The sequence below is a fragment of the Corynebacterium tuscaniense genome, from assembly GCF_008693065.1.
Taxonomy (GTDB): Bacteria; Actinomycetota; Actinomycetes; order Mycobacteriales; family Mycobacteriaceae; genus Corynebacterium; species Corynebacterium tuscaniense.
In genome coordinates this window covers 117,898-129,538 of record NZ_VXKH01000001.1, presented here as the reverse complement: position 1 = coordinate 129,538, position 11,641 = coordinate 117,898, and the positions used below count along the sequence as shown (strand labels likewise).

The window sequence follows — 11,641 nt, the reverse complement described above, 5'->3', positions numbered from 1 at the left end:
CTACTCCTTTGGACGACGCAAAAGACCAAACGGATCCCTCAGAATGAAAATTGGCCACAAATAAACAAAACACCCTGTGGATAACACTTCTTTATCCACAGGGTGCTGGTGCGATGGGGCTACTCCGGAATGACCATCTCCGGCTTATCCAGCTCCTCAATGTTGACATCCTTGTACGTGATCACGCGCACGTAGCGGACAAAGCGCACAGCGCGATACATGTCCCACACCCAGGCGTCTGACATGCGCACTTCGTAGTACACATCCTTACCTTCGGTGTGCGGAATCAGCTCCACGCCATTAGCCAAGTAAAAGCGGCGGTCTGTCTCCACCACGTAGGAAAACTGGCTGACCACGTCGCGGTACTCGCGGTACAGAGAAAGCTCAACCTCTGCCTCGTAATTCTCCAATTCCTCAGCGCTCATCGCCTCGTGCTCCTCATATACGTTTGGTGGGCTGCTGCAACGTTGGCATAAGTGTAGCGATGCTCAGGGCTCGCACCGTGGCGGCGCACCGCATCCATATGAGCCTGCGTCCCATACCCCTTGTGCCCCTTCAAGCCGTAGTCTGGAAACTCCTCCGCCATCTGGATGATCAAGCGGTCACGGCTAACTTTGGCCAGGACGCTCGCCGCAGCAATGCAGCGCGCCGTGTAGTCACCACCCACGATGGGGAGTTGGGGGGTGGTGAGGCCGGGGACCCGGAAGGCGTCGACAAGCACAAAACCTGGCTCAACAGACAACTCGGAGATGGCGCGACGGGCACCATCGAGGTTCGCGTTTTGGATTCCACGGCGATCAATCTCCCCGGCACTGATGTGCACGATGGAGTATGCGGTGGCGGAGGACACCACCTCATTGAAAAGCACCTCGCGCTTCTTCGGCGTGAGCTTCTTGGAATCCGTGAGCTCCTCCAACCCGAGCAGTGGGCGCGAAGGCAGGATGCACGCGGCGATGGTGATGGGGCCAAAGCAGGCACCACGGCCCGCCTCATCAATACCCGCAACGGGACCGAGACCTGCTTTATCCAGCGCCGCATCGTACGTACGGAGCTGTTTCAGCCTGCGCATTTACTGCTGCAGCAGCTCCACATCACCGTTTTTCACCGGACCAATACGAGTCAACGGCAAAATGATGAAGGAGACTTTACCGCGGATGTTCTTCTCCGGAATGGTGCCCTGGAACTCATCACCCATGTGGTAACGCGAATCCATGGAATTGGTGCGGTTATCACCCATCACAAAAATATTGCCTTCCGGCACTGTCAACGGTCCAAAATACTTGCCGCCACACGCCTCAGAACCATTCTGTGGCAGCACCGGATTATCCGGCGGCTGAAGAATGAAAGACTGGTCTGTGGGCTTGCCATCCACCATCACCGATGGGTCGCCTTCTTGGCAGGACACTGTCTGCCCGCCGGTAGCAATCACACGCTTGACCAAGTTGTTCTCATCCGGTGGGACGAGCCCGACGTAGGACCCCAACTGCTGCAAACCAGCAACAAACGGGTTGTTCGACCGGTTGGACTGGTAGGAGGTATTCCACGATGGAGCTCCCTCAAACACCACGAGATCCCCCGGCTCCGGGTCAGAGAAATAGTAGGACAGCTTCTGCACAAAGATGCGGTCACCATTGCACCCCTCACAACCATGAAGCGTGGGCTCCATGGATGCGGACGGAATCAGGTACACACGGCCAACGAATGTTTGCAACAAAAAGATCAGGCCGAGGGTGAGAAGAACCACCATAGGGATCTCCACATACCACGGCATCGTGCGGTCTTCTTCGGTGTGAGTAGGACGCTGGGGGGTATCAGTCACGGAGAAACACTTTAACACTGAGCATGCGAAACGCCCCCTTCCCACGCGAGAGTGCGCAGTGGATAAAGAGGGCGTTAGGGCGCTGAAATTTAGCGACGCTCCTTGATGCGGGCAGCCTTGCCGCGCAGATCGCGCATGTAGTACAGCTTCGCACGGCGGACACGGCCACGACGCAGAACCTCAATGCGGTCAATGTTCGGGGAGTGAACCGGGAAGGTACGCTCCACACCGATGCCGAAGGAGATCTTGCGGACGGTGAAGGTCTCACGAATACCGGAGCCCTGACGACGGACAACAAAACCCTCGAAAAGCTGGGTACGGGTGACGCTACCCTCGATCACCTTGACGTGAACGCCCAGGGTGTCGCCAGGACGGAAGTCCGGGATGTCGTCGCGCAGCTGGCCTGCGTCGACCTTATCGATGATGCCGTTAGACATACGAATTCCTTTTCAGATTTGGACAGAGGAACCTAGCGGCTCTTCCCCTCCTGGGGTGCTCGACCGGTTCATGTCGGCTACAAGACCCGACTATTCTTGCATAATGCCGGGTCACTTCCCAAATCCAGCCCGCTTCAAAGCATCCGCCATCGAGCCCTGTGCTTGCTGCGCATTTTTCGCTTGTCGACGTCCCCTGTTCCCCGCCCCACGCTTCTTCCCTGCGGGTTTGTTGGACTTGTTGGGTTTCCCCGGTTCGTCCTCAAGCCGCAGCGACAAGCCGATGCGATTGCGGGCGACATCGACGTCCATCACTTTCACCTTGACCACCTGGCCGGATCGCACCACATCATGCGGGTCGGAAACGAACTTATTGCTCATCGCGGACACATGCACAAGTCCATCCTGGTGCACGCCGACATCCACGAATGCGCCGAAGGCAGCAACGTTGGTCACCGTGCCCTCCAGGATCATGCCGGGTTTCAAGTCCTTGACCTCATTAACGCCTTCTTTGAACGTGGCGGTGGTGAATTCCGGGCGCGGGTCACGCCCCGGCTTGTCCAGCTCGGCGATGATGTCTGTCACCGTAGGCACACCAAAGGTGTCGTCGGCGAAATCTGCGGGGGCAAGTTTGGTCAACACCGCGGTATTGCCGATGAGGGAGGTGGTGTCCATTCCGGTTGCGGTGGCAATGCGTTCCACCACCGGATACGCCTCCGGGTGCACTGCCGAGGCATCCAGCGGGTCCGCACCACCCTGAATGCGTAGGAAGCCCGCTGCCTGCTCAAAGGCCTTCGGACCCAAGCGCGGAACTTTGCCCAGCTCCTTGCGATTAGTGAAGCTGCCGTGCTCATCGCGGTACGCCACAATGTTCTTAGCCACCGTATTAGACAGCCCCGCCACGCGTTCCAGCAGTGGCGCGGACGCCGTGTTCACGTCCACGCCAACGGAGTTCACTGCATCTTCCACCACTGCGTCCAGAGTTTGGGCGAGCGCAACCTGGTTCACGTCATGCTGGTACTGGCCAACGCCAATGGACTTCGGATCCACCTTGACCAACTCTGCCAACGGGTCCTGCAGGCGCCGCGCGATGGACACGGCGGAGCGCAAGGAAACATCCATGTCCGGGAATTCTTCTGCCGCGATGGCACTCGCTGAGTAGATGGATGCACCGGACTCACTCACCATCACCGGCGTCGGCCGCTTGCCACCTGCCTGCGCAATGAGGTCGGCCACTTCACCGGCGAGCTTTTCGGATTCGCGCGATGCCGTACCATTGCCCACCGCGATGAGCTCCACACCATGTTCAGCCACCAAAGCAGCAAGCTCCGCCCGCGACGCATCCCAGCGATTCTGTGGCTGGTGCGGGTACACAATCGTGGTGGCCAGTACCTTGCCGGTTCTATCCACCACGGCGCACTTCACGCCATTGCGGTAACCCGGATCAAGCGCCAGGGTTGCCCGCTGGCCAGCGGGCGCTGCTAAGAGCACATCACGCAGGTTGGTTTTGAAGACCTCCAGCGCACCCTCATCGGCCTTCTCTTTCAGGCGCATACGTGCGTCCACGTTCGCGGAGATCTGCAGCTTTGTCCGCCAGCCCCAGCGCACTGCCTTGGCCAACCACTCTGAATCCTGCACGGGGAGGTCAAAGCGCTCCGCGATCATGCCTTCGTAGACAGCCTCATCGCCCGGATCAACATTGAGGGTAAGTACGCCCTCTGCTTCCCCGCGAAACAGCGCCAGAATCCGGTGAGACGGCAACTTGGTCAGATCCTCGGAGAACTCAAAGTAGTCAGCGAACTTCGCGCCCTCTTGTTCCTTACCTTCCGCCACGGAAGAACGCATCGTGCCCTCGGCGTACACACGGTCACGCACAGCACCCACCAGGTCCGCATCAGTGGCAAAACGGTCCACCAGGATTGCCCGCGCACCGTCGAGCACCGCCTTGGTGTCCGGGAATCCTTCGCAGATGAACCTCTCAGCGGTGGTCTCGAGGTTGGCGCGGGGCTCGTCGATAAGCAATTGCTCCAGCTCTTCGAGGCCTGCTTCGCGCGCGATATCCGCCTTGGTCTTGCGGCGCTTCTTGTACGGCAGATAGAGGTCCTCCACGCGGGCTTTCGTGTCGGCGGCGAGGATCTCATGTTTGAGCTCATCGGTGAGCTTGCCCTGCTCCTCGATGCTCGCCAGCACGGCCTCTTTCCGCTCAGCGAGTTCAACGAGGTAGGTATTACGCTCCTCAATGTGGCGCAACTGCGCATCATCGAGCCCACCCGTGACTTCCTTGCGGTAACGAGCAATGAAGGGCACAGTGTTGCCCTCTGCCAGAAGGGTGAGCGCAGCCTCTACTTGGGTGGCGCGGACGTGAATTTCTTTCGCGATAATCTCTGCGATAGTCATTCGGGGAAGTCTAGTCGGCGGACTCCTTAAGGCTGCACCACGGTGGAACCGTACCAATCCGCGCCCTTCGGCAGCGCCGCAACCACTGCTTGCGTGGCCTCGGTGAGACTGAGTGCTGTACGCCCGTAGACGCGCAGCTTCACCAGCGGATCAGGGCTCGGATGCCCCTCACGCCGCTCATACTCCGTTTCCAGCATCGACGGACCGAAACACACGTCCGTTCCGCGCTCTTTTGTGCTTATCTGCGCCACACGGTAACCGGCCTTCTTCAGCGCCCTGCGCATGTTCTTTTCTGCGCCGGGCTTCCAGCCCAGCACGTCCAGTTCCGTCACTACGTCGCGGGCATCGAGCATGAAGCGGTCTTCTTCGGTGAGAGTTGCCGCGTCGATGAGCTCCGGGCGCACTTCTCTGGTGCGCTTGAGGGACTGCTCGCGACGCCACTGCTCCGCCTTGGCGTGATCACCCGACGTCAACACCGGCGGGGCTTCGATCCCGCGCCACACGCGCGGCTTGGTGTAGCTGGGGCCTTCCAACAGGCCGTCGGAGAAGCTGTCATCTTCATGGCTTTCCGTATTGCCCAGCACGCCTGGGATGAGGCGCGTGACGGCCTCCACGATGACGAGCACCGCAACTTCCCCACCGATGAGCACGTAATCACCGATGGACACCTCGCGCACGCGATACCGCTGCGCCGCGTCCTCAAAAACGCGTTGATCAATACCCTCATATCGGCCACACGCGAACACAATGTGGTTCTCCCGCGACCAGGCTTGCGCATCAGCTTGCGTGAACGGCTTACCAGCCGGTGTGGGCACCAACAGCAATGGCGCCTCCGGGTCTTCGCCCTCGCGCACATCAGCTGGGAGGGTGTATGGGCGCGCAACAACCTCTGCTACATCATCGTGGCGCGCCTTGTCATTGCGGTGTGCTGCCGCGGTGTCCAGGTCAAACCCTGCGCGGCCCGCGTGTATGTCATCGAGTGCCGGCCCCCACACGTCCGGCTTCATCACCATGCCTGGCCCACCACCCAGTGGCGAATCATCCACCGCCTTGTGGCCGCCCGTGGCCCAATCCCGCAGATCGTGCACCCCAACAGCCAGGATCTCTTGCTCAATCGCCTTGCCCAATAGCGCATGCCGCATGGGCTCGAGATAGTCCGGGAAGATTGTTATCGCGTCAATCCTCAACGCCGGCGTGCCCGTCATAGGTCCAGCAACCCTTCCGGCGGGGTGATTTCCAGGAAGCCTTCCTCCAGATTCACCTCCGGGACGATGTCCATGACGAAGGGAACCAGCACTTCCCTGCCCTGGTAGGCAATCTCCAAGATTTTCCGGTTCGGGGTATCCATCACGCCGGTGACCTCCCCGATCTCCTCACCATCCTGCACGACCTTCAGGCCGATGAGTTCATGGTCGTAGAACTCATCCGAATCCTCATCACGCTCCAAGGGCTCGGCAAAGAACTGCATCCCCCGCAATGAATCCGCGGCGGTGCGATCCGGGATCTCCTCAAAAGTGACCAGCAGGCGCTTCTGATGCGGACGCACCGATGCAATAGTCAGGTCTTGTTCTTTCCCCGCCTGTTTGCCGTGGAGCACTTCCCCCACTGCGTAACGGATCTCCGGCTCGTCGGTCAACACTTCCACGGCGACCTCCCCTTTAACACCGTGGGACTTGACTACTTTGCCGATGAGCAACTTCATGGGAGCTAAGGCTACCAGCACCCATTAATGCAAAACTGCCCGCGCACCTAGTGGCACACAGGCAGTCGCTTCAATACTGGAGGAGGGAGTTTAGTTCTCCTCGGACTCCTCAGTCTTCTCTTCTTCGGCCCCCTCAGCCGGAGCTTCCTCAGCAGCCTCAGCAGCTTCTGCCTCTGCAGCAGCCTTTGCCTCCGCCTCGGCTTCAGCAGCGGCCTTAGCCTCTGCCTCTTCCTTAGCCTTCTTGCGCTTCTCGGTGATGGCCTCAGCGGTCGGGCCGTTGGAAGCCTCCTCCAGAGCCTGGTTGAACAGGTCGAGCTTGGACGGCTTCTCTTCAGCAACCTTGAGGGTGCCTTCAGCGCCGTCGAGGCCCTTGTGCTTCTGCCAGTCACCGGTCACCTTCAGCAGTGCGAGCACCGGTTCGGTCGGTTGGGCGCCGACGCCGAGCCAGTACTGAGCGCGCTCAGAATCAATCTTGATGAGCGACGGCTCTTCCTTCGGGTGGTAGATACCAATGTTCTCAATGACGGCACCGTCACGGCGGGTGCGGGCATCGGCGATGACAACGCGGTACTGGGCATTACGGATCTTGCCCAGACGCTGCAGCTTGATCTTGACAGCCATGGTGTAAAAGTCCTTTACTATCGGTCACTGGGCAGTTCAGACACCCGCCGCATGATCGGCGGGCCGGTTCAGCCCTTGGTTTTCGTCTGCGTGTGACTAGGGCCGGGCGAAGGGGAATGGATCATTCCCGTCGGGTCCGACGCTAACGCAGGTGTGTTGCTAGGCAACCGGAAATACCTTACCTGGGAAGTGCTATCTACACCAAAACCGGCACGCTGCACGGCGTTCGGTTATAGCTCTGCCCCCTATCAGAGGTAAGGTCACCGGAAGGTTAAGTACTTTCACTTCCTCTGTATCCCCTATTTTCTGTGACACAAGCTCGATGACAACCTCAGTTCGCACACCTCAAACAACGGCTAGGCAGCCGGTGCCGTCATCATCGTACCGCTTTGACCTTGATGGTTTGCGTGGTTTTTCTATCGCACTCGTTGTTGTGTTCCACGTGTTTGTGGGCAGGGTTTCTGGTGGCGTGGACGTGTTCCTGTTGCTGTCGGGCTATTTCTTCATGGGTGCGCAGTTGCGCTATGCCTTGCGCCCGAATTCTTCGCTGAACCCATGGTGGCCTTTCTGGCGTACCGCGCGCAGGCTCCTTCCCGCCTTGGCGGTGGTGCTCACGGCTGTGTATGCCGGTATTCGGTATCTCACACCCCAGGTCATGAACGTGGATATTGCTCGCCAGTTCAAAGCCTCCGTGCTCTACTACCAGAACTACGAGCTGAGCAGCCAGGATGCCGCATATGCGGCCGCGGGTTCACAGACATCACCGTTGCAGCACCTGTGGTCCATGAGCGTGCAGGGGCAGTTCTATCTCTTTGCCATTACCTCCGGCATCCTCGTTGCTATTTTGGCTACCCGCGTTCATGTGGGGATTCAGCGGCTGCGCCGTTGGATTGTGGTGGTCCTCGCGCTGATTACCATTGCATCATTCGCTTACGCATCACGTTTTGGCCTCGTGGGTACGGCGGCAAATTACTATGCTCTCCCTTCCCGTTTGTGGGAGCTGAGTTTCGGTGCTTTGCTGGCCATGTTGCCTGCCAAGGTTGCAGTGCCCACGAGGCTGCAGGCACCTGCTGCTGGCTTGGGTGTCACGATGATTGCTGCAACCGGCTTCGTCATTCCCACTTCCCTTGCTTTCCCGGGCCCCGCCGCTTTGATTCCGCTTCTAGGTGCGGCACTCGTTGTACTCAGTGGCCCGCAGCATGTTGTGGCTAAGCTGCTCGCTTCGTCTCCGATGACGTGGCTGGGCAAAGTCGCTTACTCCCTGTACTTGTGGCACTGGCCTTTGCTCATCTTGGTCACCGTATATACGGGCAACAAGGAGCCTTCCGTGCTGCTGGGCATCGGTGTCATCGTGGTCTCGTTGTTCTTGGCGCACGTGACGTACACATTCGTTGAGGATCCGTTGCGGCAGCACGGGAAACGGCCGAAGGCAACAGATCGGCCGGTGCGTAATGCGATTGCTAGCTTATCGACGTTCTCTGGACGCGCCCGCGCCGTCGGTGGCGTCGCCATCGCTGTACTTCTCGCCGGCATGCTGGCGATCTTGCCTATGTTCAACAAGCAGGTAGCTCAGGCCAGTGGCAAGCTTGACCCCGCACTTTATCCGGGTGCCATGGCGCATTTTGGCGCTGATGTGCCTCGCGCTTTGGCCGCTCCGGACCCGCATTTCATTTCGGACATGTGGCCCCCAACCGTTGATCGTGGCTGCATGATTTTCATGGACCAGCCGGGCGACTTACTCCCCCACGAAGGCTGTGTTTTCGGTGACCCTGAGTCCGATGTCACAGTGGTTCTTTTCGGTGGCTCGCACGCGGAACCGTGGATTGTCCCGTTGGACAAGATTGGCCGTGAGCGTGGCTTCAAAGTAATCACCTACGTACGCCAGGAATGCCCATTGGTCTTGGACGATTTGGATACGGTATCGGAGGTCTGCGCTGAATGGTCCCGCAATGCTTTTGCGGAAATCATCGCACTGCAGCCAGACCTCACTATCTCCAATGCCACCCGACCTGCTGGCCGTGCTGGTTCCGGCGGTATCGGCCCAGATATTGTTCCTGATGCTTACGCCACCGTGTGGGACAAGCTGCGTTTGAATGACATTCCTTTCGTGGGGCTGCGCGATAACCCGTGGGTCTTTTCCCGCGAAGGTGAGCACATGGACCCGAATGAGTGTCTCCTTGCTAACAACACGATGAAGGACTGCTCCACTCTGCGCTCCACCGTCTACGCCCCCACAAATCCGGCGGAGAAGTATCTCTCTTCTGCGGATAAACAGTGGACAGTTGATACGGCTGACTGGTTCTGCGAAGAGACCTACTGCCCGCCGATCATCGGCAACATTTACGTCTACCGCGACCAGAACCACATCTCCAACGCCTACGCGGAATCCACCGCCCCGGTGATGTGGCAAAACTTCCAGCCAATCTTTGACGCGCTGGATCTGCCTTACCGGAATGAAGAAACCCTCGAGGATCTTCAGATCATCGAGGGTTAATCTCTAGAACTTCTTCTTCCCCATGCGCTTCATCGCACTGCCGAAGTCCAGATTGTTCAGATCCAGGCCTTCCATCCCTGGGGGCATCTGCTGCTGCATCTGCTGAAGCTGTTCCATGCTCGGCATGCCCGGCATCCCCTGTGCTCCAGGCATTCCCGGCATCTTGGGTGCGCCTTGCCTCTTCACCGGCTTGCGCTTACCGTTTTTACCTTTACGGCCCTTCGGCTTCTTCTTGGTTGCGGAACGGCCCCTGCCCGGCATACCGGGCATTCCGCCCATGCCGAACTGGTTGGCCATCTTGCCCATCATTTTCTTCGCCTCGAAGAAACGCTCAACAAGCTGGTTCACATCAGCAACGGTGACACCGGAGCCGGCTGCGATACGGCGACGCCGAGAAGCATTGAGGATCTTCGGGTCCTCCCTCTCCGCCGGAGTCATACCGCGAATGATGGCCTGGATGCGGTCGAGCTGCTTCTCGTCCACCATGTCCGCCATCTGGTTCATCTGCTTACCACCCGGCATCATCTTCAACAGATTGCCAATGGGCCCCATGCGGCGGATCATCAGCAGCTGATCCAGGAAGTCCTCCAGGGTCAGCTCACCCGTACCCAGCTTGCGGGCGGCTTCTTCCGCCTTCTGCTGGTCCATCATGGTTTCAGCCTGCTCAATCAAAGAGAGCATGTCACCCATGCCGAGGATGCGGCTGGACATACGGTCCGGGTGGAAGACATCAAAGTCCTCGAGCTTCTCACCGGTAGAAGCAAACAGAATCGGCTTGCCAGTCACCTCACGGATGGACAGTGCTGCACCACCGCGGGCATCACCATCGAGCTTGGTCAACACAACGCCGGTGAAATCCACACCATCGGCGAAGGCCTGCGCGGTGTTCACCGCGTCCTGGCCGATCATCGCATCGATGACAAAAAGGACTTCATCCGGATTCACCGCATCACGGATGTTGCGGGCCTGAGTCATCAGTGTTTCATCAATACCCAAACGACCAGCGGTATCGATGATCACTACATCCGCGTTGGTGCGACGCGCTTCCTCAATAGACGCCAAGGCAACCTCAACCGGATCACCATGGGAGGTGCCCATCTCGTGTTCATTGGAATCCAAGGACGTGCCCGGGTCCGGAGCGAAAGTTTTCACCCCGGCGCGCTCACCAACGATCTGGAGCTGCTGCACAGCTCCCGGACGCTGCAGGTCACATGCCACGAGCATCGGGGCATGCCCCTGCTTGGACAGGTGGAGCGCCAACTTACCTGCAAGGGTCGTCTTACCGGCGCCCTGCAGACCAGCGAGCATGATCACCGTCGGCGGGTTCTTAGCCAGGTTCAGGCGACGAGTTTCGCCACCGAGGATATTAGTCAGTTCCTCGTCGACGATCTTGATTACTTGCTGCGCCGGATTCAGTGCCTCAGACACAGCCGCGCCAAGCGCGCGTTCTTTCACACGCTGAATAAAGGCGCGAACAACGGTGAGCGAGACATCGGCCTCGAGCAGGGCGATACGGATCTCACGGGCAGTGGCGTTAATGTCCTCTTCCGTGAGCTTGCCCTTGCCTCGCAGCCCGGTGAGTGCTGATTGAAGGCGATCGGACAATGACTCGAACACGTAAAAGCTCCCTTGAAAGTCTTTGAGTAAATGTCTCTAGCCCAGTGGCTAAAAAGATTAAGTGGTGGGTTACAGCCTAACTGCTACCCACCACCAAAATCACATACGGTGGAGCTCGCCGCAGCCTCCCCCGCCTTATTTTCCAAACTTTCCGGTTTTTCCGGGTTTTCGGGCAATCGGTTTCACTCTCCAGATTAAATAGCCGCGTCGTCTTCCTCGCCCGTACGCACACGCACGGCGCGGGTTACTTCCGTTACCCAGATCTTTCCGTCACCAACTTCCCCGGTATGCGCCGCATTCAAGATCGCGTTGACGGCTGCATCTTCCTGGCTGTCGGTGACCAGCACCTCCACTTTGACCTTCTGCACAAAATTAGAGGTGTAGCGGGCGCCCCGGTAATACTCGACGCTGGCCATTTGCCGGCCGGCCCCCTGAGCCTCAGTGACGGTGATGCCTTTCACCCCAGCCTCGCTGAGAGCATGGCGGATGTCACCGAGCGTGAACGGTTGAACCACTGCTGTCACAAGCTTCATATCTTTCACCTTCCCTCTGCTTTT

The 11,641-nt window shown here is 58.8% G+C and carries 11 protein-coding genes; 1 reads left to right on the top strand and 10 read right to left on the bottom strand.

Annotated elements, in window-relative coordinates:
- Positions 1–119: 119 nt before the first annotated feature.
- The 8 genes from F4V54_RS00605 to rpsP form a co-directional block, all read right to left on the bottom strand.
- Entirely contained in the window at positions 120–425 is a 306-nt protein-coding gene (locus F4V54_RS00605) for a DUF2469 domain-containing protein (protein ID WP_034661585.1), read from the bottom strand.
- Positions 422–1,069, bottom strand: a complete 648-nt coding sequence (locus F4V54_RS00600; RefSeq protein WP_150385896.1) for a ribonuclease HII — start codon at positions 1,067–1,069, stop codon at positions 422–424. Before F4V54_RS00600 ends, F4V54_RS00605 begins: the two co-directional genes overlap by 4 nt.
- A complete protein-coding gene (gene lepB, locus F4V54_RS00595; RefSeq protein ID WP_084576381.1) occupies positions 1,070–1,771 on the bottom strand; it encodes a signal peptidase I in 702 nt (233 codons plus the stop codon).
- 137 nt (positions 1,772–1,908) lie between these two features.
- A complete protein-coding gene (rplS, locus tag F4V54_RS00590; protein WP_034661593.1) occupies positions 1,909–2,256 on the bottom strand; it encodes a 50S ribosomal protein L19 in 348 nt (115 codons plus the stop codon).
- A gap of 111 nt (positions 2,257–2,367) precedes the next feature.
- On the bottom strand, positions 2,368–4,650 hold the full coding sequence (locus tag F4V54_RS00585) for a Tex family protein (RefSeq protein ID WP_150385895.1): 2,283 nt from the start codon (positions 4,648–4,650) through the stop codon (positions 2,368–2,370).
- Positions 4,651–4,676: 26 nt separating this feature from the next.
- Positions 4,677–5,855: a tRNA (guanosine(37)-N1)-methyltransferase TrmD gene (gene trmD / locus F4V54_RS00580; RefSeq protein ID WP_150385894.1), complete on the bottom strand. Its 1,179-nt coding sequence runs from the start codon at positions 5,853–5,855 to the stop codon at positions 4,677–4,679.
- Positions 5,852–6,352: a ribosome maturation factor RimM gene (gene rimM / locus F4V54_RS00575; protein ID WP_034661602.1), complete on the bottom strand. Its 501-nt coding sequence runs from the start codon at positions 6,350–6,352 to the stop codon at positions 5,852–5,854. The genes trmD and rimM overlap by 4 nt, the downstream gene beginning before the upstream one ends.
- Before the next feature lie 90 nt (positions 6,353–6,442).
- Entirely contained in the window at positions 6,443–6,973 is a 531-nt protein-coding gene (gene rpsP / locus F4V54_RS00570) for a 30S ribosomal protein S16 (RefSeq protein WP_150385893.1), read from the bottom strand.
- 322 nt (positions 6,974–7,295) lie between these two features.
- Here rpsP and F4V54_RS00565 point away from each other — a divergent pair, with 322 nt between their 5' ends.
- Positions 7,296–9,467 (top strand): acyltransferase family protein, encoded by a 2,172-nt coding sequence (locus F4V54_RS00565; protein WP_150385892.1) that lies wholly within the window; start codon positions 7,296–7,298, stop codon positions 9,465–9,467.
- Positions 9,468–9,470: 3 nt separating this feature from the next.
- Here F4V54_RS00565 and ffh read toward each other — a convergent pair whose 3' ends face one another.
- Together ffh and F4V54_RS00555 are read right to left on the bottom strand one after the other, a co-directional pair.
- Positions 9,471–11,084, bottom strand: a complete 1,614-nt coding sequence (gene ffh / locus F4V54_RS00560) for a signal recognition particle protein (protein ID WP_034661710.1) — start codon at positions 11,082–11,084, stop codon at positions 9,471–9,473.
- Positions 11,085–11,278: 194 nt separating this feature from the next.
- The gene (locus F4V54_RS00555) at positions 11,279–11,617 is read right to left on the bottom strand and encodes a P-II family nitrogen regulator (protein ID WP_150385891.1); all 339 of its coding nucleotides are present in this window, start codon (positions 11,615–11,617) and stop codon (positions 11,279–11,281) included.
- Positions 11,618–11,641: the final 24 nt, after the last annotated feature.

Bases quoted from the DNA above. Each gene is read 5' to 3' on its own strand.
- F4V54_RS00605 (WP_034661585.1), bottom strand. From the start codon at position 425: ATGAGCGCTGAGGAATTGGAGAATTACGAGGCAGAGGTTGAGCTTTCT.
- rimM (WP_034661602.1), bottom strand. From the start codon at position 6,352: ATGAAGTTGCTCATCGGCAAAGTAGTCAAGTCCCACGGTGTTAAAGGG.
- F4V54_RS00585 (WP_150385895.1), bottom strand. From the start codon at position 4,650: ATGACTATCGCAGAGATTATCGCGAAAGAAATTCACGTCCGCGCCACC.
- F4V54_RS00600 (WP_150385896.1), bottom strand. From the start codon at position 1,069: ATGCGCAGGCTGAAACAGCTCCGTACGTACGATGCGGCGCTGGATAAA.
- rplS (WP_034661593.1), bottom strand. From the start codon at position 2,256: ATGTCTAACGGCATCATCGATAAGGTCGACGCAGGCCAGCTGCGCGAC.
- F4V54_RS00555 (WP_150385891.1), bottom strand. From the start codon at position 11,617: ATGAAGCTTGTGACAGCAGTGGTTCAACCGTTCACGCTCGGTGACATC.
- trmD (WP_150385894.1), bottom strand. From the start codon at position 5,855: ATGACGGGCACGCCGGCGTTGAGGATTGACGCGATAACAATCTTCCCG.
- rpsP (WP_150385893.1), bottom strand. From the start codon at position 6,973: ATGGCTGTCAAGATCAAGCTGCAGCGTCTGGGCAAGATCCGTAATGCC.
- lepB (WP_084576381.1), bottom strand. From the start codon at position 1,771: ATGCCGTGGTATGTGGAGATCCCTATGGTGGTTCTTCTCACCCTCGGC.
- F4V54_RS00565 (WP_150385892.1), top strand. From the start codon at position 7,296: ATGACAACCTCAGTTCGCACACCTCAAACAACGGCTAGGCAGCCGGTG.